The 20,368-nt window shown below is 73.6% G+C and carries 22 protein-coding genes; 10 read left to right on the plus strand and 12 right to left on the minus strand.

The annotated features are described in order from the left end of the window. The first annotated feature begins 410 nt into the window (after positions 1-410). Positions 411-1,256, plus strand: coding sequence for an SURF1 family protein (locus tag C892_RS28615; RefSeq protein ID WP_040685269.1), 846 nt, complete (start codon positions 411-413; stop codon positions 1,254-1,256). Here C892_RS28615 and C892_RS0105335 read toward each other — a convergent pair. Both C892_RS0105335 and C892_RS0105340 read right to left on the minus strand, forming a co-directional pair. After that, positions 1,232-1,642 (minus strand): DUF3817 domain-containing protein, encoded by a 411-nt coding sequence (locus tag C892_RS0105335; protein WP_017556385.1) that lies wholly within the window; start codon positions 1,640-1,642, stop codon positions 1,232-1,234. The genes C892_RS28615 and C892_RS0105335 overlap by 25 nt on opposite strands. Before the next feature lie 186 nt (positions 1,643-1,828). After that, positions 1,829-3,451, minus strand: coding sequence for a glycosyltransferase family 2 protein (locus C892_RS0105340; RefSeq protein ID WP_026124144.1), 1,623 nt, complete (start codon positions 3,449-3,451; stop codon positions 1,829-1,831). Between the two features lie 407 nt (positions 3,452-3,858). Between C892_RS0105340 and C892_RS0105345 the strand changes: the two genes are divergently transcribed. The 3 genes from C892_RS0105345 (at position 3,859) to C892_RS0105355 (ending at position 6,494) form a co-directional block, all read left to right on the plus strand. Beyond that, positions 3,859-4,563 carry a WbqC family protein gene (locus C892_RS0105345; protein WP_017556387.1) on the plus strand — a complete coding sequence of 235 codons (705 nt, stop codon included), beginning with the start codon at positions 3,859-3,861 and terminating at the stop codon, positions 4,561-4,563. Between the two features lie 151 nt (positions 4,564-4,714). Continuing rightward, complete coding sequence (locus C892_RS0105350; protein ID WP_017556388.1) at positions 4,715-5,428, plus strand: PIG-L deacetylase family protein; 714 nt, start codon at positions 4,715-4,717, stop codon at positions 5,426-5,428. Positions 5,429-5,501: 73 nt separating this feature from the next. Continuing rightward, positions 5,502-6,494 carry an NAD-dependent epimerase/dehydratase family protein gene (locus C892_RS0105355; protein WP_017539714.1) on the plus strand — a complete coding sequence of 331 codons (993 nt, stop codon included), beginning with the start codon at positions 5,502-5,504 and terminating at the stop codon, positions 6,492-6,494. Between the two features lie 83 nt (positions 6,495-6,577). Here the strand turns inward: C892_RS0105355 and C892_RS0105360 are convergent, their stop codons facing one another. After that, positions 6,578-6,931 carry a DUF202 domain-containing protein gene (locus C892_RS0105360; protein ID WP_017556389.1) on the minus strand — a complete coding sequence of 118 codons (354 nt, stop codon included), beginning with the start codon at positions 6,929-6,931 and terminating at the stop codon, positions 6,578-6,580. Then, on the minus strand, positions 6,928-7,341 hold the full coding sequence (locus C892_RS0105365) for a YidH family protein (protein ID WP_017556390.1): 414 nt from the start codon (positions 7,339-7,341) through the stop codon (positions 6,928-6,930). The genes C892_RS0105360 and C892_RS0105365 overlap by 4 nt, the downstream gene beginning before the upstream one ends. A gap of 264 nt (positions 7,342-7,605) precedes the next feature. On the opposite strand from C892_RS0105365, the gene trxA reads away from it, so the two are divergent. After that, on the plus strand, positions 7,606-7,983 hold the full coding sequence (gene trxA, locus C892_RS0105370; protein WP_017539717.1) for a thioredoxin: 378 nt from the start codon (positions 7,606-7,608) through the stop codon (positions 7,981-7,983). An 85-nt stretch (positions 7,984-8,068) separates the two neighbouring features. On the opposite strand, the gene C892_RS0105375 is transcribed toward trxA, so the two are convergent. From C892_RS0105375 to C892_RS0105390, 4 genes are all read right to left on the minus strand, one after another. Next, positions 8,069-8,848 (minus strand): SDR family NAD(P)-dependent oxidoreductase, encoded by a 780-nt coding sequence (locus tag C892_RS0105375; RefSeq protein ID WP_017556391.1) that lies wholly within the window; start codon positions 8,846-8,848, stop codon positions 8,069-8,071. 168 nt (positions 8,849-9,016) lie between these two features. Beyond that, positions 9,017-9,715: a spermidine synthase family protein gene (locus C892_RS0105380; protein WP_017556392.1), complete on the minus strand. Its 699-nt coding sequence runs from the start codon at positions 9,713-9,715 to the stop codon at positions 9,017-9,019. 198 nt (positions 9,716-9,913) lie between these two features. Then, positions 9,914-10,768: an ATP phosphoribosyltransferase gene (hisG, locus tag C892_RS0105385; RefSeq protein WP_017539720.1), complete on the minus strand. Its 855-nt coding sequence runs from the start codon at positions 10,766-10,768 to the stop codon at positions 9,914-9,916. Positions 10,769-10,832: 64 nt separating this feature from the next. Beyond that, a complete protein-coding gene (locus tag C892_RS0105390) occupies positions 10,833-11,096 on the minus strand; it encodes a phosphoribosyl-ATP diphosphatase (RefSeq protein WP_017539721.1) in 264 nt (87 codons plus the stop codon). Between the two features lie 84 nt (positions 11,097-11,180). On the opposite strand from C892_RS0105390, the gene C892_RS0105395 reads away from it, so the two are divergent. Further along, positions 11,181-11,996, plus strand: coding sequence for a GNAT family N-acetyltransferase (locus C892_RS0105395; protein WP_017556393.1), 816 nt, complete (start codon positions 11,181-11,183; stop codon positions 11,994-11,996). Here the strand turns inward: C892_RS0105395 and C892_RS0105400 are convergent. Next, positions 11,960-12,790: an SDR family NAD(P)-dependent oxidoreductase gene (locus C892_RS0105400; protein ID WP_017539723.1), complete on the minus strand. Its 831-nt coding sequence runs from the start codon at positions 12,788-12,790 to the stop codon at positions 11,960-11,962. The genes C892_RS0105395 and C892_RS0105400 overlap by 37 nt on opposite strands. Positions 12,791-12,861: 71 nt before the next feature. On the opposite strand from C892_RS0105400, the gene C892_RS0105405 reads away from it, so the two are divergent. The 4 genes from C892_RS0105405 (at position 12,862) to C892_RS0105420 (ending at position 16,309) form a co-directional block, all read left to right on the plus strand. Continuing rightward, on the plus strand, positions 12,862-13,833 hold the full coding sequence (locus C892_RS0105405; RefSeq protein ID WP_017556394.1) for a LipP1 family hormone-sensitive lipase: 972 nt from the start codon (positions 12,862-12,864) through the stop codon (positions 13,831-13,833). Between the two features lie 24 nt (positions 13,834-13,857). Further along, positions 13,858-14,547 (plus strand): class I SAM-dependent methyltransferase, encoded by a 690-nt coding sequence (locus tag C892_RS0105410; RefSeq protein WP_026124145.1) that lies wholly within the window; start codon positions 13,858-13,860, stop codon positions 14,545-14,547. A 177-nt stretch (positions 14,548-14,724) separates the two neighbouring features. Continuing rightward, positions 14,725-15,195, plus strand: a complete 471-nt coding sequence (locus C892_RS0105415; protein ID WP_239647280.1) for a Clp protease N-terminal domain-containing protein — start codon at positions 14,725-14,727, stop codon at positions 15,193-15,195. Positions 15,196-15,319: 124 nt separating this feature from the next. Beyond that, positions 15,320-16,309 carry an ABC-2 transporter permease gene (locus C892_RS0105420; protein WP_017556397.1) on the plus strand — a complete coding sequence of 330 codons (990 nt, stop codon included), beginning with the start codon at positions 15,320-15,322 and terminating at the stop codon, positions 16,307-16,309. Between the two features lie 462 nt (positions 16,310-16,771). Here the strand turns inward: C892_RS0105420 and C892_RS0105435 are convergent, their stop codons facing one another. From C892_RS0105435 to C892_RS0105445, 3 genes are all read right to left on the minus strand, one after another. Beyond that, a complete protein-coding gene (locus C892_RS0105435; protein WP_017556399.1) occupies positions 16,772-17,428 on the minus strand; it encodes a VOC family protein in 657 nt (218 codons plus the stop codon). Positions 17,429-17,874: 446 nt separating this feature from the next. After that, positions 17,875-19,485: a sigma-70 family RNA polymerase sigma factor gene (locus C892_RS29935; protein ID WP_051060474.1), complete on the minus strand. Its 1,611-nt coding sequence runs from the start codon at positions 19,483-19,485 to the stop codon at positions 17,875-17,877. A gap of 221 nt (positions 19,486-19,706) precedes the next feature. Next, positions 19,707-20,309: a DM13 domain-containing protein gene (locus tag C892_RS0105445; protein ID WP_239647267.1), complete on the minus strand. Its 603-nt coding sequence runs from the start codon at positions 20,307-20,309 to the stop codon at positions 19,707-19,709. Between the last annotated feature and the right edge of the window lie 59 nt (positions 20,310-20,368).

Raw genomic sequence — 20,368 nt, forward strand, 5'->3', positions numbered from 1 at the left:
CCTGCGGGCGGCCCTTGCCGCCGGGCCGGGCGGGGTGACCGGGGGTGAGGGCGGGCGTGGCCGTCGGGCCGCTCTCAGGCAAGAAAATGCGAGGGCCGCCTCCGTGTCCCCCCTCAAAATCACGGAGGCAGCCCTCGCCTGGGAACGGCCGGCGACTCCTCCCCCCTGGAGTCGCGGCCTTTAAAGCTCGCGAAGCGCGTTTTCGGTGATTTCCCTCCCGCGCTGGTACATAGATTACCCACGTCACCGGCCTTCAACAACCCTCCGTCACAGAAAATTACTTAAAGTAATCGCCATCGATGCCTCTACTCGGGACCAAGCGGACAGGGGTCGTCCCGTGACTGGGCCCCTGGGGGCCCAGTCACGGGGGCGGGGGCGGGTCCCTCCGGGGCGGACATAGCCTGGGGAACGTGCGATTCCGACTGTTGACTCCCAGGTGGATCGGCCTCCACCTGGTGGCGCTCCTCGCCTTCGCGGTCTGCCTGGCCGCGGGCTACTGGCAGTTCCAGCGGGCCCAGCAGCCCGAGCGCGGGGAGATCGTCAACCCGGCCGAGGAGCTGTCGGGGGCCCAGGAGCTGGACGAGGTCGTCGAGCCCACCGCGTACATGCCCGAGACCCTCGGCAACACCGCCGTCACCGCGACCGGGAGCTTCGCCGACACCGAGCCGCTGCTGGCCCCCGGCTACTCCGAGGGCGCCGACGCCGAGGACCCCGGGGAGCTCGGCTACTACGTCGTCTCACCGCTGGTGACCGGCGACGACACCGCGGTCGCCGTGAACCGCGGCTGGATCCCGGCCGACGAGGCCGAGGACCCGGGCTTCACCGAGCGCCTCCCCGCCCCGCCGGAGGGCGAGGTGACCGTCACCGGCTGGCTGCAGCCCCCGCAGAAGGACGACGAGGGCGTGGTCCCGATGGACCTGCCCGAGCGGCACATCGCGCGGATCGCACCGTCGCTGCTGGTGAACGAGTGGCCCTACCGCCTCTACGGCGGCTACCTCGTGGTCGGCGAACAGGAGCCGGCCGACGGCGCTGTGCCCGACGGGGGCATCGCCATGGCCCCGGCGCCGCCGCCCACCCCCGAGCCGGGCATCGCCTGGAACTGGAAGAACGTCAGCTACGCGGCGCAGTGGACGGTGTTCGGCGGCGCCGTCATCGTCTTCTGGATCTCCCTGATGCGCCGGGAGCTGGAGGACGGCGCGGACGAGCACGCCGCCCAGGGCGCCCCGGAGGGTCAGGCCTCGGCCGCCGCGCCCTGAGTCCGGGCCGCCTCGGCCTCCATCTTCGCCTTCTCGGCCTTGGCCAGCCGGTGCTCGACGACCATCCCCACGAACGGGATCGTCCCGGCCAGCGCCACGCCCACGGTCTTGCCGGCGCTCCAGCGGCGGCCCAGCGCCAGCCAGATCACCACCAGCACGTAGGCCATGTAGATGTAGCCGTGCGGGATGGCGATGAACAGCATCAGCACCGACTCGGGGCCGAAGAGGTGCTCCATCCCCGCGGGGGCGGGCACCAGCGCCAGCGCCGACGCCTCGCCGACCAGGTACTTGGCCGGCATCGCGACGAACGCGAGCAGGATCAGGGCGATACCGGTGATGTAGGCCAGCACGCGGTACAGCGTGAAAGGGAGGCTCTTCTTGTCCACAGGGCACCTCGTGGGCTCGGACGGTAAGGCGGGCCCGGCGCCGGCCTGGCACGACCGTCTCCGGACCCCCTCTTGCCCTTCGACCCTAAGTGCTGTACAACGCCTGTCCTGCGCGGGGTTGGTCACGCTCGTCGGTGCAGGTCGGGCGGAAGGTGCGCCCCCGGGGCGCACCTCCGGCCGCCCCGCCTACAGCCGCCCTGCCGCCCGGGTGGGGCTCTTCCAGCGCCCGTCCGAGGACGCCGTCCACGCCTGCGGGATGGTGCGCAGCGTCAGGTAGGAGTCGACCAGCCGCATCGGCAGGAAGAACAGCCCGTACAGCAGGTAGCTGGGCCGCCGCCGGATGGTGGCCATCACGCAGGTGAGCACGTAGTCGGGGACGAAGAGCCCGACGGCGATCGCGGTCAGCGGCAGCACCGCCCCCACCGCGCCGTAGGCCGTGGCGTACCACCCGGCCGAGAGCACCGCTCCGCCGGTGACCACGGGCAGCAGCATGAACACCGCGAGCAGCGAGATGAGGATCAGCGTCACCGCCACCAGCAGGACTTCGAGGATGTAGAAGAACAGCGCGAACCAGAACAGGCTCGGCCAGACCCCGTGCCGCCGCACCGTCTGCCAGAAGCCCAGGGTCCACCGCCGCACCTGCTTGACGTAGTCCCCCATGGTGAAGGGGTCCTGGCAGTAGGCCTTGGTGTCGGGCCGCATGGAGATGCGCCCCAGCCGCTTGTGGTGCACGTCGAAGGTCATGTTGAAGTCCTCGATCACCAGCCCCTTGGGGTTGATGTCGAGCCGCCGCAGCACGCTGGAGCGGTAGGCGCTGGCGAACCCCGGCACGATGAAGGTGGTGCTGGTGTGCCGCCAGGTCTGGCCGAAGCGCAGCAGGTACTGCAGCATCCAGTAGAGCCGGTCCCGGTAGGCGGAGATGAGCCGCCCGACCATGGTCCGCTCCCAGGGCTTCCACTCGGCGACCACGAACCCGGCGACCGCGGCCACCGTCGGGTCGGCCAGCTGCCGGCGCGCCCCCTCCACGTACCGCTCGTCCAGCTCGGTGTCGGCGTCGAGGATGACCACCCCGTCGTAGTTGCCGGTCAGGTCGAACTCCTCGATGACCGCCTCGATCGCCCCGGCCTTGCCCCGGTTGGTGAGCAGCTCCAGCACGTTGACACCGGTCTCTGCGGCGATGTCGGCGGTGGCGTCGCGGGAGCTGTCGGAGACCACGTAGATGTCCCACCGGTTGAACAGCCGCAGCGCCGAGGCGATGGCCCCGTCGATCACCGGCTCCTCGTTGTGCGCCGGGATGATCACCGCCATCGCGAGCTGCTCGGGGTCGGCGACGGCCGTGGCGGGCGCCCCGCCGGCGCCGTCGGCCTCGGCGAGGGCGGCGCCGGGGTCCGGGGAGCCGTCCTGAACGCCCCCCGCGACCGGCCCGGTACCGCCGGAGGCCCCCGAGACGGGGCCGGATCCGGCCGCACCGCCGTCCGCCGCCGCCTCGGCGGGGCGTGCCCGGACCAGGACCCGCTGTTCGGCGCCGCTGTTTTCGGTCGCGCCAACGGCCGGCCTGCGACGACGCGGTCCGCGCCGCAGCGCCCGCCGCGCGGCGACGCCGCGGACCGTGTCGTCGCCCAGGCGGACCGCGCCGACCAGGCTCCACACCAGGAGGTTGACCCCGAACGCCATCCACAGCAGGAGCGGGGTGGCACCGCCGCCCCCGGCTGCCAGGGCGAACTGCAACCACTGCACGAACAATGACACGGCCAGGGTCAGGGCGATGAGCCCTGCCGCCCAGCTTCCTATGAACCGAGCTGTACGCACGGGGACGCCTCCAGATGGGCCGGGGGGACGCAAGAGCCGAGTGGGACGTTCGTCGGGGGACCGCCGACCCGTTTCGGACCGACGATAACCGACAAGACCAGCATTAGGTTGACGTTTCCTCCACAGCGGAAGTTCACCGGTACGGGCGACCTAAGTAGGCCACTCGAATCGTAGACGCGGCCTTGCGGCGGGTGAGCCCCGTTGATGCAATACGGGAGGGACGGCACGGTACCGCCCACGCTACGCACTTTCTTCGTTTTCCAGCGAGCCGATCCCGAGATGCTGTAGAACCGACCCGTAGATCCCCCAGAGGAGCAGGACCGGACCGCCGAGCAGGGGCGACGGCCCCGGCACCGGCATCCGCGCCCGGACAGAGCGTGCAGTCCCCGCCTCGGAGAGGAACCTCAGTGCGCGTCGCCATGCACCAGCCGCACTATCTGCCTTGGCTGGGCCTCATCGACAAGATCGACAGGAGCGATCTTTTCGTCGTGCTCGATCACGTCCAGTACGAGCGGAAAGGGTGGCAGAACCGCAACTACGTCGCCTCGAAGAACGGGCCCGTGCTGCTCACCGTCCCGGTTATCCAGCGCGGCCGCCACGAGCGCATTATGGACAAGGAGATCGACAGCTCCCACCCCTGGCGGGAAAAGCACAGGCGTTCCCTGGCGGAACACTGCTACCGCAACGCGCCGTTCTGGGACGACTACGGCGAGCGGGTCCTCTCGGTGTACGAGCGGGACTGGACCCACCTGGCCGACCTGGCCTGGGCCACCACGTCACTGGTCCTGGACGCCTTCGGGATCGACACGCCCGTGGTGCGCGCGAGCGAGCTCGGCGAGTTCCCCGGGCAGAAGAGCGAGCTCCTCGCCCAGCTCTCGGCCAAGGTCGGGGCCGGGACGATGCTCTCGGGGGACGGCGCCCGCGACTACGTCGACCAGGAGATCTTCCAGCGCTACGGCGTCGCCGTGGAGTGGCAGGGGTTCCGCCACCCGGAGTACCCGCAGCACAGCAGACGGGGCGCCGAGTTCCTGCCCCGCATGGCCGCCCTGGACCTGCTGCTCAACGTCGGACCCGACGGCATCGGCGTCCTGCGCGAGGCCCGCTCCGGCTGACGGCCGGCTCCTCCCCGCTTCCCGCACCCCGCCGGGGACAGGCCGACCCGTGCCCGCCCCGGTGTGGCAACCGACACCGTCCACCGGACGTCTCCGTGGCAAGCGCACGGCGCGCCGAGGACACGATCCCCCGCTGGTAAGGAACGCAGTCATGACGATCGACTGGTCTCAGCAACGCATCCTCATCTTCGCCCCCCACCCCGACGACGAGACCCTGGGCTGCGGCGGCCTGATGCACCGGGCCAAGGCCGCCGGCGCCGAGGTCTACGTGCAGTTCATGACCGTGGGCGACACCGCCGACGTCTCCCCGCGCGGCTTCTCCACGGCCAATGAGCGCCATGCCGAGATCAAGGAGGTCGCCGACCACTTCCGCTGGGACGACTGGCACATCGCGTTCCCGGGGGACGAGTACCACCTCAAGCTCGACGCCCTCCCACGCTTCGAGCTGGCCAACGCCGTCGAGCGGCACAGCCCGGTCTCCATCGCCGCCGTCGAGCCCACGGTCGTCATCGCCCCGCACCGCACCAGCTACAACCAGGACCACCAGGTCACCGCCGAGGCCGTGCACACGGCCCTGCGCCCGTCGAACATCCGCAAGCGGCACCACCCGGCCGTCGTGCTGGCCTACGAGGAGGCCGCCGACCAGTGGCGCTACGACGCCGCCGGCTCCCCGAGCCTCATGGTCGGCCTCGACGAGGCCGACATGGAGGCCAAGCTGGCCGGGATGCGGCTGTACGGCACCCAGATCCACGAACACCCGCACACCCGCTCCGAACCGACGCTGCGCAGCCTCGCCGTGCTGCGCGGCATGCAGGCGGGGGTGGCTCTGGCCGAAGGCTTCTACGCCATGCGCATGCTCGCCTGAGCGGCGCATACCGCCGGCGCCCCCGCGCCGGCGCGCACACAGAGCACCGTGACCCTCAGGAGGGGAAGCTACGTTGAAGGCCGTTGTCACCGGAGGAGCAGGCTTCATCGGATCGCACCTGTGCGACCACCTCATCGCCCACGGGCATACCGTGGTGGCGCTCGACGACCTGTCCACCGGACGCGAGTCCAACCTGGCCCAGCTCGCCGGGAACCCCGGGTTCGAGCTGGTCAAAGGATCGATCCTGGACGCGCGCCTGGTGGACGATGTGATCGCCGAGTGCGACACCGTCTTCCACTTGGCGGCGGCGGTGGGCGTGCACACCATCGTGGACAAGCCGCTGCAGTCGCTGCACACCAACCTGCACGGAACCGAGAACGTCGTGGCCGCGGCCGCGCGCCGCCGGGCCCGGTTCATGGTCGCCTCGACCAGCGAGGTCTACGGCAAGAACGACGTCGACGGCCTCACCGAGGACGCCGACCGGATCCTGGGATCGCCGCTCAAGAGCCGCTGGTCCTACGCCGCCGCGAAGGGCCTGGACGAACTCGTCGCCTACATCTACGGCGAGGAGTCCGGCCTGCCCTGCGTCATCACCCGCTTCTTCAACATCGTGGGGCCGCGCCAGACCGGCCGCTACGGCATGGTGGTGCCGCGCTTCGTCTCCCAGGCGATGGGCGGCGAGCCGATCACCGTCTACGGCACCGGCGCCCAGCGCCGCTGCTTCGGGTCGGTGTTCGACGTGGTCCCGGCCGTGGTGCGGCTGCTGGACACACCGGCGGCCTACAACCGGGCGGTCAACCTGGGCGGGAAGGAGGAGGTCTCCATCAAGGGCCTGGCCGACCGGGTCATCGCGAAGACGGGCTCGTCCAGCCGGATCGACTACGTGTCCTACGAGGACGCCTACGGCGAGGGCTATGAGGACATGCAGCGCCGCATGCCCGACACCTCGCTGGCCGGCTCGCTCATCGGCTACCGGCCCCAGCGCAGCCTGGACGACATCATCGGGTCCCTGATCGAGCACGAGCGCTCGAGCGACCCGGACGCGCGCGCCGCGGCCCTGGCCTGAGGCGCACCCGTCCCCGACGGGCCGGACCCCCCGTCCATCCGGCCCCCTCGCCGGCCTCCCCGCCCCGCCGGGGACGGTCCCGGCTACCCGGTCAGCGCGCTCACGGCCACGGCGACCGCGAACACCGCGGTCGCGGCGCCGACCAGGACCCGGACCCACCCGCGCGCCAGCGGCGCCGGGGCCTGCCCGGTGGCGTCGTCGTGGGCCCCGTGCCCGGTGGCCCGCCACCGGCGCCGGACGTGCACCATCGCGACGGCCGCGGCACCGATCGGCACCAGCGCCACGGCGACGCGCACCAGCGCGCCGGGGCCGGGCTCGCCGCCGTCCTGGAAGGGGTCGCGCACGTACAGAAGGGCGACCGCCACCAGCACGATCACCGTGCGCTGCCAGGAGAGCAGGGTGCGCTCGGGCTGGAGTCCGGGGTCGCGTCCGCTCATCCCCAGAAGTTCCCGACCAGCACGGCGCCGCAGACCAGGGCCACGCCGACGGTGGTGACCACCGGGAGCGCGCTCAGCGGCAGCGGCGCCCCGCGGCGCATCAGCCGCTGGACCTGGAGCCAGCGCATCGGCGCGTAGGCGGTGATCACCACGGCCAGGACGGTCAGCGCCAGCCCCACGGTCAGCCGGGCGGGGCCGCTCCAGTCCAGCGGGACCAGGTGCAGCACCGCCACGGCCCCGGCGACCAGCGCCAGCGCCGTGCGGATCCAGGCCAGGAAGGTGCGCTCGTTGGCCAGGGTGAACCGGTAGTCCGGCTCGCACTCGCGCCCGGACCGGTCCCCGTGTCCGCGGCCGGGGTCGCCGGGGTCCTCCCCCTGCCGTCCGCCGCCGCTCGGCCGCGTGCCCGCCACATGCCCCCCGTTCGTTCCCGACGTGCCGGATCCCGTCTTCCATACGACCTTAATGACCTGCGGGTTTTCCTCCCAAGTCGGTATGCAACGGGTGTTTTGTCGGGAAAAGGCCGGGCGCAGGTCGGCGCGGTACGGGCGCAGCGGCCCCGCTCAGCGGCGCGGTTCGCGTTCATCCCGCTGATCACGGCATGCTTGCGGAACAAATCCTCGGGCAGGACCGCTCTACGAGGGACCGACGTGCACCCGGCAAGTTCAGGAGAAGCAGTGGCCACCGTCGAACTCACCAAGGACAACTTCAACGACACGCTGACGGAGAACGACTTCGTCCTCATCGACTTCTGGGCCTCCTGGTGCGGGCCGTGCAAGCAGTTCGCCCCCGTCTACGAGACGGCCTCGGAGGAGAACCCGGACCTGGTCTTCGCCAAGGTGGACACCGAGGACCAGCAGGAACTGGCCGCGAGCTTCGACATCCAGTCGATCCCCACACTGATGGTGGTCCGGGACAAGACGGTGATCTACGCCCAGCCCGGCGCCCTTCCCAAGGAGAGCCTCGACGACCTGATCAAGCAGGCGCGGGAGCTGGACATGGAAGAGGTCCGCAAGGAGATCGCCAAGCAGGAGTCCGACGGCACGGCGTCGTGAGGGCCGACGCGCGCGGGGGCGGGGTCCGCGGACCCCGCCCCTGTGCGTGTGCGCGGCGCCTGCGCGCCGGGCGGCCGCGGCGCCCTCAGGCGTGCGAGCCGCCGTCGACGCGCAGCTCCACACCGCGCACGTAGGCGCCGTCCTCGGAGGCGGCGAACGCGATCGCCGCGGCGATCTCCTCCGGCCGGCCCATCCCCGCCGGCGGGGTGATCCGGGCGTAGTACGCGCCGTCGGTGCCCTCGGGGAAGGAGACGGCCTCGGTCAGCGGCGTGGCCACGCCGCCGGGCGAGACGGCCAGCACCCGCACCCCGCGCCCCCACACCTCGGCCGCCAGGCTCTGGGTGAAGGCGAGCACGGCGCCCTTGGAGGCGGCGTAGGCGGTCATGTACGGGTGGGCGTGGGTGGCCGAGGTCGAGGCGGTGTTCACGATGACGCCCCCGCCCTCCGCCAGGTGCGGCAGGGCCTCGCGGCAGAACAGCATGGTGCCCGCCGTGTTCACGGCGAACTGCCGGTTCCAGTAGTCGAGGGTGACCTCCTCCAGGGGCACGACCTTGTGGAAGCCGGCCACGTTGACCAGCAGGCCGACGGCCCCGTAGCGGTCCTTGGCCGCGGCCACGGCCCCGCGCACCGCGTCCTCGTCGGCGATGTCGGCCGCGTAGGCCGACGCCGCACCGCCGGCGCGGCCGCCCTGCTCCCCGACCAGGCGCACGGTCTCCTTCAGGCCCTCCTCGTCGCGGTCGACGAGCAGCAGCCGCGCGCCCTCCGCGGTCAGGCGCAGCGCGGCGGCCCGCCCGATGCCGGACGCGGCCCCGGTGAGGATCCCCGCCTTGCCGGTGAACCGGCGGCCGATCGCTTCGGCGTCCATGGCCTCCTCCTTCCGCCCGGCCCTGCCCCAGGGCCGCGCAGTGTCCCACCAGTGTTCCTAATAGGAATATTAGTGCCCGATATGGGAATTATCGAGCAGGCGCTAGGTATGAGACCAGGGTCCGGAACGGCGCACCCGCCCCCGAAGGGCGTCGGCGGCCGGTATGCGTTATGCCACTCGCACGAGGTAGACGACGTCGGGCCCGCCCGCGCGCGCGGGCACCTCGACCGTGTGGACGCCCCCGAAGCGGGCGCGCAGCATGCCCTCGAAGGCCGGGGAGCGCATGGCGCTCCAGAACGCCACCGCCCCTCCAGGGGCGGTGACCGACGCGATCAGGTCCATCGCCCCCGGCTCGTAGAGGCGGCCGTTCTCTTCCCGGACGGTCCAGTCGGGGCCGTTGTCGGTGTCCAGGCAGAGCGCGTCGTACCGCTCGCCGCCGTCCCGGGCGGCGCGCGCGGCCTCCTCCAGCCACTCGGCCAGGTCCGCGCGGACCAGGTCGCACCGCGACTCCTCGGGCAGCCGCCCGGCGACCTCCCCGAGGGGGCCGGAGTGCCACTCGACGACCTTCGGCTCCAGCTCGACCACGCGCACGAGTCCGACCCGCCGATCGTCCAGCGCCTCCCGCGCCGAGAAGCCGACCCCCAGCCCGCCGATGAGCACCCGGGCACCCGCGCTCCCGTCGGGCAGGTGCTCCAGGGCGGCCCGCACCATCGCCCGCTCAGAGGCGCCGTCCCGGGTGTCCATGAGGAAGACCCCGTTACTGAACACTTCCCAGTCCGGACCCGACCGCCGGAGCACCAGCTCACCGCCGGTCTCCCCGATCACCCGGTCCACGACCTCCGCCACCGCATCCGGGGGCTGGGACACGTCCGCTTCCTCCTGACGATCGGGACTGCACAGGGCCGAGGCCCCATTCAACCAAAGCACGTCCCCCGTCCGGCCCGTCCGACGGCGCCCCGAACGGCGTCACCGGCGGGGCTCCGGACCGGTGCACCGGTCCGGGAACGCCGAAGGCACCCGCCCCGTGGTCCGGCGGGTGCCCTCAGGACGGGGAAACGGCGCTCCTCAGAGGCGGCAGGCGTAGATGTCGGTGACGAGGATGGCGCGGGCGCCGATGTGCCAGAGGTCGTCCATGATCTGCTGGGCCGCGCGGCGGGGGACCATGGCGCGCACGGCCACCCAGCCCTCGCGGTGGAGCGGGGAGACGGTGGGCCCCTCCATGCCGGGGGTCAGGGCGACGGCCGCGTCGAGGTGCTCGGCGTGCACGTCGTAGTCCATCATCACGTAGTCGCGGGCGACCAGGACCCCGCGCAGGCGGCGCACCAGCCGCTCCACCAGCGGGTCCTCCCCGGCGCCCTCCGGGCGGATGAGGACCGCCTCGGACTCCAGGATCGGCTCGCCGAACATCTCCAGCCCGGCGTTGCGCAGGGTGGTCCCGGTGGAGACGACGTCGGCGACGGCGTCGGCCACGCCCAGCTGGATGGAGCTCTCCACCGCCCCGTCCAGGTGGATGACGCGGGCGCCCACGCCCTTGCCCTCCAGGTACTGCGTGAGCAGCCCCTCGAAGGAGGTGGCCACCCGCCGGCCCTCCAGGTCCTCCAGCTTCATGGAGGCGCCGCCGGGGGCGGCGAAGCGGAACGTGGAGTGGCCGAAGCCCAGCGGCAGGACCTCCTCCACCGGGGCGCGGGAGTCCAGGAGCATGTCGCGCCCGGTGATGCCCGCCTGCAGGATGCCCTCGCCGACGTAGACGGCGATGTCCTTGGGGCGGAGGAAGAAGAACTCGGCGCCGTTGTCCGGGTCGACCATGACGAGGTCGCGCGAGTCCTTGCGCTGGCGGTACCCGGCCTCGCGCAGCATGGCGCTGGCCGGTTCGGAGAGCTGGCCCTTGTTGGGCACGGCGATGCGGAGCTGGTCGGGCATGGAGGCTTCCCCCTCGGGTCCGTGGTGCCGGTCTGCTGCGTCCGGGGCGGGCGGCCGGGGCCGCCTACAGATGGCGGTAGACGTCCTCCAGGCGCAGCCCGCGCGCCAGCATCAGGACCTGGAGGTGGTAGAGCAGCTGGGAGACCTCTTCGGCCGCGGCCTCGTCGGACTCGTACTCGGCGGCCATCCAGACCTCGGCCGCCTCCTCCACGACCTTCTTGCCGATGGCATGGACGCCGGCGTCCAGGGCCGCGACCGTGCCCGACCCCTCGGGCCGGGTGCGGGCCTTCTCGGACAGCTCGGCGAACAGCTCATCGAAGGTCTTCATGATCACTTTCCTCAGGCGACTCGCCCCACCAGGGTAGGCGCACCCGCACCCCGCTCGTGACCGCGGCCCCTCTACGGTGGAGCGGTGGACACGGCAGAGGGCACGGCAGGGGAGACGGCGGGGCGCACGGTGCTCACCGACGCCCGCGGCGCGGCGGTGGTGAGCTTCGCGGACCGGTCCCGGCCCGGCGCGCTCCTGGCGGCCGAGGCCCGCGCGCACGGGCCCGGCGCGGCCCGGACGGCGCTGGAGCGGCTGGCGGGGTGGGCGGTGGCCACCGCCGACGGCGGTTTCGCCGAAGAGCTGTGCGCGGGCGGCGGGCACGCGGTGCGCCGCGCCCGCGAGATGCGGCGCGACCTGGCCGGCGATCCGCCCCCGCCGGAATGGGAGCAGGCGCGTCCGGGCCCCGGCCTGCACCTCGTCGACCTGGCCTCCGGCGCCCTGGACCTGTCCGAGGCGGGGGAGGAGCGGATGCGCGCGGTGTTCGACGCCTTCCTGGCCGCCTTCCCCGTGGGCCACCCCGATCGCGACCCCGCGCGCAGCGAGGCCGAGGAGTTCGGCCTGCTGTCCGAACTCCTGGACGGCAACGCGCTGGGGCCGGTGATGGACGTGAGCGCTTTGGCGGCCGAGGAGGACGGGCGCGTGGGCGCCGTGCTGGTGGTCAACGACCGCCCCGACGAGGTGCCCTGGATCGGCGAAGTGTTCCGGCGCCCGGACCCGCGGTACGCAGGCCTGGGCGGCCTGCTGATGCGCCGGGCGATCGCCCTGCTGGCCCGGCAGGGCGTTCGGGAGGTCGGCCTGGCCGTGACCGAGGGGAATCCGGCCGTCCGTTCCTATGAACGGCTCGGCTTCCGTACGGCGGGCGTCTACAGCACGGTGCGCCTTCCGGCCACCGCCCTGTAGAGGACGCGCGGGACGGCCCGAAGAAGGCCGTCCGCCGCCTTGTACTGCGCCCCGGGCACGACCCTCGTGCGTCCGGCGGCCCAGGCCTTCAGGGCGTCGCGGGTGATGCGCTCCTTGGGGACGAACGCCGCGTCGGGCATGCCGCCCTCCTGCACGGCGCGGGTCATGTCGGTGCGGACGAAGCCCGGCAGCACCGCCGTGACGTGGACACCGTGCGGGGCCGCCTCCAGGGCCACGCTCTCGCTCCACAGGGTCACGAACTTCTTCGTCCCGGCGTAGACCGACCCGCCCGGGTTCACGGTCATCTCCCCCGCCATGGACGACACGTTGATCACGCCCAGGAGGGGGCCGCGCTCGCCCGCCGCCCTGCGCGCCGTCTGCACCGGCAGCACGGCGCGGGTGAGCCGCAGCACCGCCCGGACGTTCACGTCCAGCATGTGGTCGACGTCGTCGGGGTCCTGTGCGGCGAACTCCCCGCCGTCGCCGCGGCCGGCGTTGTTCACCAGCAGGTCGACCGGGGCGTCGGGGCCGGTCCCGTCGGCGCGCAGGCGCTCCTCGACGGCGTCGGTCCCGCCCGGCGCCCCCAGGTCGGCGGCGAGCACCTCGGTCCGGGTGCCGAAGCGGTCGCCCAGCTCGGCGGCGAGCGCCTCCAGGCGTTCGGTGCGGCGCGCGACCAGGACGAGGGAGAACCCCCGTTCGGCCAGGTCGCGGGCGAACTGCTCGCCGATCCCGGAGGAGGCCCCGGTGACGAGCGCGGTCTTGGCTGCGGTCTTGGCAGGGGGTCCGGCGCTCATGGTGACGCATGCTACCCGCGCGGGTTAAGGTCACACCGCTAGAACGGCATTCGGGAAAGGTCAGGTAGCCCATGGAGATGACCCCCCAGACCCGTCGCTTCGTCGACATGATGACCGCGGCCGTGCCCGAGATCGGGCCCGGTGCCGACCCCCGGGAGCTGCGCGCGGCCCGTGCGCAGCGCACCCCCGTCGAAGGGCCCGAGGTGGCCCTGGTGCGGGACCTGTCGGCGCCCGGACCGGCGGGCGAGGTCCCCCTGCGCCACTACCGGCCCGACCCCGCCGCCCCGGCGCCGGGCATCGTCTTCTTCCACGGCGGCGGGTTCGTCCTGGGCGACCTGGAGTCCCACGACCACATCTGCCGCATCCTGGCCGACGGCGCCGGGGCGGTCGTCGTGGCGGTGGACTACCGGCTGGCCCCCGAGCACCCCTACCCGGCGGCGGTCGAGGACTCCGTCGCCGCACTGCGCTGGGTCGCCGACAACGCCGCCGAGCTGGGCATCGACCCGGCGCGGCTGGCGGTGTGCGGGGACAGCGCCGGGGGCAACCTGGCGACCGTGGCCGCCCGCGCGGCCCGCGACGCCGGCGGCCCGCGGCTGTGCCACCAGGCGCTGATCTACCCGGTCACCGACTTCACCGGGTACGGTCCCAGCGGCGACGGCGCCTACCCCTCCCGCACGGACAACGCCGAGGGCTACTTCCTCACCGGCCGGGCCATGGCCTGGTTCAACGAGCAGTACCTGTCCGACGGGCAGGAGCGCGAGCCCGACGCCTCGCCCGCGCTCGCCGCACGGCTGGAGGGGCTGCCGCCCGCGCTCGTGCTGACCGCGGACTTCGACCCGCTGCGCGACGAGGGCGAGGAGTACGCGCGGCTGCTCTGCGCCGCCGGCGTCCCGGCGACCACGGTCCGGGTGAACGACGGGTTCCACGGGATGTTCGGCTTCGGGGCCTTCCTCCCGGCGGCCGAGCGCGCGGAGAGGGCGGTGACCGCCGCGCTGCGCTCGGTCTTCGCTGCGACACGGCCCTCCGCTTCACCGGCGTCTTAGGCGCCCACCCGCTAGCGTGCAGGCATGGCAGCGACACAGAGTCCTCCCCACACCCTCCGATTCGACTCACGGCTGCGCGACGCCGGTCTCTTCCTCCGGGAGGCGGTGCGCACGTTCCGCGCGACCGGGTCGGTCGTGCCCAGCAGCCCCGCCCTGGCCGGCGCGCTCACCCGCCACCTGACCGAACGGCCCGGCCCCGCCCCCTTGGCGATCCTGGAGGGCGGGGCGGGGACCGGCCCGGTCTCCCGGGCGATCGCCCGCCACATGGGCCCCGAGGACACCGCCGACCTGGTGGAGGCGAACGCGGGGATGGCCGCCCACCTTCAGGACCTGGTGGACACCGACCCGGACTTCGCTCCGGCCCGGGAGCGGCTGCGGGTGCACGCCGCGCCCGTGGAGGAGGTCTCCCGCGAGGGCGGGTACGACCTGATCATCTCCGGCCTCCCCCTCGCCAACTTCACGGCCGGGGAGGTGCGGGGGATATTCGAGCACTACTTCGAGGTGCTCAAGCCGGGCGGGCGGCTGTCGTTCTTCGGCTACCTGTACACCAAGGAGGTCAAGGCGGTCATCGCCCCGCGCGAGGACTACCTGCGCCAGGCGCGCTCGGGCTGGGTGGTCGAGGAGTACCTCAACCGCTACGGCACCGGCTCGGAGAAGGTCATCGCGAACTTCCCGCCGGCCTGGATCCACCACCTGCGCAAGCCCGTGGACTGACGTCCCGCCCGGCGGCCGCCCCGGGCGGCCGCCGCCGCGCACGGGCGCGGGCCCAGGGCCCGCGCCCGTTCTTCCGCCCCGAACTCGTCAACTTTCATTGACAACACCAGGACGCGCCGCCTATCGTCAACACAAGTTGACCGTCAAGTTTTGTTGACGACTCGAAGGGTGAGCACCATGTTCGAGCGCTTCGGCGACGACGCCCGGAACGCCGTCGTCTGGGCCCAGGAGGAGGCCCGCGGCCTCGGCCACGGCCGGATCGGCACCGTCCACCTGCTGCTGGCCCTGATGGACGCCCAGGACGGCCCTGCCGCCCGCGCCCTGCGCGAGCACGGCGCGTCCGCACCGGACCTGCGCGCGGCGGCGCAGGCCGCCCCCGCCCCGGAGCGCCGCCCGCGCGCCGGCCGCGCGTTCCGGCTCTTCGGCGACCACATCCCCTTCTCCACGGGGGCGAAGAAGGCGCTGAAGCTGTCGCTGCGCGAGGCCGCGGGCCTGGGCCACCGGCGGATCGGCGGCGCCCACGTCCTGCTGGGGGTCCTGCGCGCCGACGGCGGGGCCGCCCGCGCCCTGGAGAAGGCCGGCGTCGACACCGGGGCGCTCGGCGGCACCGCTGAGCGCCTGGCCCGCGCGTCGGAGCGGCCGCGCTGACCGGGCGGGTCTACCGTGACCCCATGCCCGACCGCCCGACCGCCCGACCGGCGCGCACGGACGCAGGCGGAGCGCGGCGGAGGCCTGGCGGGCCTTCCGCGGCTCCGCCCTACTGCCCGCGACCGTGCTCGTCCTCATCCTGAGCGCGGCCGCCGCGCTCTTCGCGGGCTCCTACACCTACGCGATGGCCGCGCCCGTACCCCGGGACATCCCCACCGCAGTGGTGCCGCCGTCCCCGGAACAGGCCGAGGCGCTCTCCTCGGGGGCGGAGGAGCACGGCACCGCCTTCGTGTCGGCCATGGACGAGCGGCTGGGCTCCTCACTGGACCTGCGCGTCCTCCCCGACGAGGACGCCGCCCGCCGCGCCGTGGAGGAGCAGGAGGTCTTCGCGGTGCTCCAGGTCCGCGGCGACGAGGTGGAGCTGGGCGTGGCGAGCGCGGCCGGAGCGTCGGTGGCACGGCTGCTCACCGAGACCGCACCGCAGGTCGGCGACGACCTGGGCGTCCGGGTGCCCGTGCACGACCTCAAGCCGCTCCAGTCCACCGACCCGCAGGGGCTGGCCGTCTTCTACATCTCCCTGGCCGCCGTGATCATCGGGTTCGTGGGCGCGATCCAGCTCAGCGTGCACGCCTCCGCACTGTCGCCGCCGGTGCGCATCGCCTTCACCGCCGGCTACGCGGCCCTGGGCGGCTTCGCGATCGCCGCGACGGTGGACTGGGGGCTCGGCGCGCTGCGCCTGCCGTTCCCCGAGTCGTGGGCGGTCCTGTCGCTGACCATGTTCGCCTCGGGCATGGTCTTCACCATGTTCAACACCCTGATCGGCCGCTGGGCGATGCTGCCGACCTGGGGCGTCATGGTGCTCCTGGGCAACCCCTCATCGGGCGGGGCGGTCTCCTGGCCGCTGCTGCCGCACCCGCTCGGCGAGCTCGGGCGCTGGCTCCCTCCGGGCGCCTCGATCAGCGCCCAGCACACCGCCATCTACTTCCCGGGGCACCAGCACGCGCTCCCGTTCCTGGTACTGGGCGCGTGGGCGCTGGCGGGGTGCGCCGTCTTCTGGACCTGGCGCCACCGGCACCCGGGCGGACGCCGGACGGCCCCGGCCCACGCCGCCTGAGCGGGCGGACGCGGGGCCGGCGGCGCCGTTCCTCCCACCACTCCGCTCACTCCTGCCTGCCCATATAGATGTAGGCGCCTATCGCCGCCGCCAGGATGAGCACGGGGAGAACGAACAGGACGAAGGTCATATCGGCCTCAACTCCATCGAGGGGGGTCGCCGCGCGGGCACGAGGGAGGGTCGAGCGCGGCGTCGTGGCAGGCTGGTCCCGCGCGCCGGGCCGCACCGTCGTCGCTCTCGACGGCATCGGCCCGCCCACGGTGTGCCATCCGACAATCCTGCGATCGGAACGCCGGACACGGACCCCGCCGTGACCGAGTGGAGACCCGATGGGGTCACGGCCGCAATCGGATCATCCCCGGCGGCCTCCGGCCGTCGCCGGCCCGCCACCGTCGAACGCGTCGAGCAGGGTGCGCAGCGCGGAGCCGGAGGGGTGCACCGGGACGGGCGGTCCGGGGGCGTTCATCCGCCGCTCCCCCGACGGGGCGGGGGGCCGAGCTCGACGCGTCCGCGCGGGGTGTCCAGGGCGACCACCAGCCCGGCCGGGCCCGGTTCGGCCCGCACGCCGGCGCCGACCGCGTGCAGCGGCGCGACGACCGCCTCCGGCTCGGGCGCCTGCACCCGGAGGCCGGCCAGGCGCACCCTGGGAAGGCCGGAGGAGGCGGGGTGCGGCGCGTCGCCCCAGTCGATGAGGAAGGGGACCGCGCCGCTGGGGTGGGCGCCCCGCGGGTCGGTGAGCCGCCACCGCAGCAGGCGGCCGTCGGGACGGCGGCGGCTCATCGCGAGCACGCGGCCCGGGTCGTAGCCGGCGCTGCGCGCCCGGCGGGCGTGGTCGGGCAGGCCGTCGCGGCGCACGGCCCAGGTGACGGCACCGGGCGCGGAGAGGGTGTCGACGCGGAACGGGCGCGGCCCGGCGGGCGGGATCTGCGCCGGGTCGGGGCCGACCAGCTCCAGGTAGGCCCCGCCGCCGAGCCCCACGAGCCGGTTGCGCGTCCCCCACCCGGGGTGCGACCCGCCGGGGCCGGGTTCGACCCCGGTGAGCCGGGTGAACGCGGCGACCGCCGCGGGCAGGTCCGGGACGGCGTAGACGATGTGGTCCAGTCCGGGAGGCAGCGACATGATCCCATTGTGACCCGCGTCTCCCCTCACCGCGCCCCGGGAGTCCGTACGACCGCCCGAGGCCGCCCACGACCGTGACCGCTTCTCGATGGACGACCGGAGGCCGCCGGGATGTCGGGGACGGCGACGACGAAGGCCGGGGTTCCCCGGCGGCGCCGGTCGGCCGCCGGGCCCCTCGCGGTCCGGGAGGCAGGGCGGCGACGGAGCAGCAGGTACCCCGCTCACGGCCCCCGGCCGGGCGGCGGGTCGGCGGGGGCTGCGGTCGCCAGCCCTAAGGGGATCCACGGGAGGTAAGCCGCTGCGGCGGCGATCGAGCGGGGTTACCGCCGCCGCAGCGGTCACCCTTCAATGAGTCCCCACGCGCTCTCGCGTCCCGCAGGTTTATCTTTTCGTTACCTAACTTTCCCGGAGCGGCTCAGCGCACTCCCGCCACCGCACGTCGGCCCTCACTCGGCGGCGGTGAGGAATCGCAGACGGGAGGCGTCGTAGTGGTTGTAGATCGTCACCAGCGGCGACCCCTGCTCCGGCGGCGGGGTGAAGTCCCTCCACTCCTCCACACCGAGCTGGAGGTACCCGCCCCACGCCCCCTGCGCCTCCGTGACGAGGTAGTAGCTGCCGTCGGGGTGCATGAGGAAGCGGAACATCTGCCCCTCCCGGTCGGCGCGGCAGGGCTCGTGGCTGACCGCATCGCCCTCGTGCGCCTCCGGCTCGTAGCCCAGGCAGCCGCCCGTATCGACGTTGCGCAGCCACGTGCGGTCGTCCCCGGGCGTCAGGGCGAAGGTCTCCCACACCTCCTCCTCGGTTCCCGCGCAGGGGCCGACGACCACGCGTTCGCCCTCCGGCAGCACGCACGCGCCCGTTCCGGCGTTCATCAGGCGGGCCGCCCCGGCGCCCGGCCCGATGTCGTCGCTCTGCGCCCGCACCGAGCGGTCCTCCTCGTCCTCCCCGCCGGGCTCGTCCCGCTCCTCCTCCGGAGCGGTCTCGTCCTCGGCCTCGGCCTGCTGCACGGGGCCGGGCTCCGCGCCGGCGGAGGGCTCGGGCGCCTCCGGCGGCGGCTCCTGCACCGTCTCCCGGGGCACCTGCGGGACCGCGGCGGTCGCGGTGTCCCGGGCGGTCCCCTGGTCCGGCTCGGGCACGCCGCCCAGCACGGCCGCGCCGCCGATCACCGCGGCGGCCCCGACCGCCGCGGCGCCCGCGGCCAGCGGCGCCGCCCCGGAGGCCGCGGAGCCCCCGGCCGCCAGCCCGGCCTGCAGCCCGGCCACGCCGCTGAACGGCCCCGCCCACAGCAGCAGCGCCGTCGGCAGCACCGTGCGCATGCGCCGGCTCAGCCCGCTCAGCTCGGTGAAGGCCGCCCGGCAGCGCTCGCATTCGGCCAGGTGGCGCCCCAGGTCGCGGCGGATCCGGCGGCCGGAGCGCCGCGCCTGCGTGCCGATGAGCGGGGCGAACCGGCGGCACTCGCCCTCGGCCCCGGCGACGTGCGCGGTCAGGTAGGCCTCGCGCAGTCCCTCCCGCGCGCGCGAGGCCAGCGACCCCACGCCGCTCCTGCCGATGCCCAGCAGCGGGGCCACCCGGTCGGCCGCCTCCTCCTCGACCTCGGTGTGCCACAGCACCGCCTGCCAGCGCTCGGGAAGCGAGTGGAAGGCCCGGCGCACCAGCCCGCCGTCCTCCAGGCGCAGCACCCTCTCCTCGCCGCTCTCCTCCGGGGCCCGGTCCAGCCAGAGCTCGAAGTCGGGGGAGAGCTCTGTGCGCCGCTCGGTTCCCGCCCAGTCGGCGGCGGTGCGGCGCACCACCGCCAGCAGGTAGGGGCGCCAGGCCGCGCCTGGGCCGCGGCCGGCCCGGACCGCCTCCAGAGTGCGGGTGAAGGCCTCGGATGCCAGGTCCTCGGCGGTGTGGGGGTCGCGGCAGCAGGTCGCGGCATAGGCGAGCACCGGCCGCCAGTGGCGCCGGTACAGCTCGTCGAGGGCCTGTGTCCCGGTCGGTCCGCCTCCGCGGAGTCCGGCGGCGAGCTCGTCGTCGGACCCGGCCTCGTGCTCGGGCCCGCGATCGGTGTCGGTCAATGCACCCCGCCCCTGTTCGGCACGGCTCGTCCGGGCTTCGGCCATTGTGGGGCCCACACGGTCCGTTGAATAGAGTGGTCGCGGAAGCGCTCAGTGTAATGGGATATGCCGGACCTGCGCCGAGCCGACCGCCCCGATACGCCGTTCTCCCAGGTGGCCCCCGGAATTCTTCTCCGAGGCCCCTGCGATGTCCGTGCGCCGCTCGCCGAGGCCGGGGGTGCCTACAGGCCGAGCGGCGCCGACCCGAACGCGACCGAGAAGCGGTCGCACCAGATGACGACGCTGGTCATGCCATCGATGTCGGCGTCCTCAGGAATCTCGTAGTTGGCGTTTCCGTGCGTCCCCTTGAGGGCTCCGAGGTCGACATAGCGGCCGTCGCGGTACTTGGACCAGTCGCCGCCCGCCTCCTGGTCGGTCAGCCAGACGTAGAGGTCGGGGCCGTCGCTGGAGGCCAGATCCTCCAAGCGCACATGACGGGAGCCGTCCGGCAGCTCCAGGACACGCGCCGTTCCCGACGTCTCGTGCTCCTGGGAGACGAACTCCCCTTCCGCCAGCACGACGGGTTCGGAGGGCTCCTCCGGGGACACCTCTCCGGAGGCGTCCTGCTCGCCGCCCTCCCCGTTCCCGGCGTCCTCCGCGTCGGTGTCGGCCCCGTCCGCGCCCCCGGTCCGCTCGGTCGAGGGCCCCGCCGAGGGAAGGGCCTCGTCGACGGTCGTGCTGGTGTACAGCCTCCACGGCTGGAACGCCCACAGCCCCAGCGCGAGCACCGCGACGGCGACCACCGCCGCGCCCCACACCAACGGACTCCGCGCCCACTTGCCCATGTCGCCCTCCCCTGCTCCTGCAGGACGCGCACCGCCCCGCCCATTGCCTGCTCCCCCCA

This window comes from Nocardiopsis baichengensis YIM 90130 (assembly GCF_000341205.1).
Classification (GTDB): Bacteria; Actinomycetota; Actinomycetes; order Streptosporangiales; family Streptosporangiaceae; genus Nocardiopsis_A; species Nocardiopsis_A halophila.

Bases quoted from the DNA above. Each gene is read 5' to 3' on its own strand.
- C892_RS0105400 (WP_017539723.1), bottom strand. From the start codon at position 12,790: ATGAGCGCCGGACCCCCTGCCAAGACCGCAGCCAAGACCGCGCTCGTC.
- C892_RS0105360 (WP_017556389.1), bottom strand. From the start codon at position 6,931: ATGAGCGGACGCGACCCCGGACTCCAGCCCGAGCGCACCCTGCTCTCC.
- C892_RS0105445 (WP_239647267.1), bottom strand. From the start codon at position 20,309: ATGGGCAAGTGGGCGCGGAGTCCGTTGGTGTGGGGCGCGGCGGTGGTC.
- C892_RS0105405 (WP_017556394.1), top strand. From the start codon at position 12,862: ATGGAGATGACCCCCCAGACCCGTCGCTTCGTCGACATGATGACCGCG.
- hisG (WP_017539720.1), bottom strand. From the start codon at position 10,768: ATGCCCGACCAGCTCCGCATCGCCGTGCCCAACAAGGGCCAGCTCTCC.
- C892_RS0105410 (WP_026124145.1), top strand. From the start codon at position 13,858: ATGGCAGCGACACAGAGTCCTCCCCACACCCTCCGATTCGACTCACGG.
- C892_RS0105390 (WP_017539721.1), bottom strand. From the start codon at position 11,096: ATGAAGACCTTCGATGAGCTGTTCGCCGAGCTGTCCGAGAAGGCCCGC.
- C892_RS0105375 (WP_017556391.1), bottom strand. From the start codon at position 8,848: ATGGACGCCGAAGCGATCGGCCGCCGGTTCACCGGCAAGGCGGGGATC.
- C892_RS0105350 (WP_017556388.1), top strand. From the start codon at position 4,715: ATGACGATCGACTGGTCTCAGCAACGCATCCTCATCTTCGCCCCCCAC.
- C892_RS0105435 (WP_017556399.1), bottom strand. From the start codon at position 17,428: ATGTCGCTGCCTCCCGGACTGGACCACATCGTCTACGCCGTCCCGGAC.
- C892_RS0105415 (WP_239647280.1), top strand. From the start codon at position 14,725: ATGTTCGAGCGCTTCGGCGACGACGCCCGGAACGCCGTCGTCTGGGCC.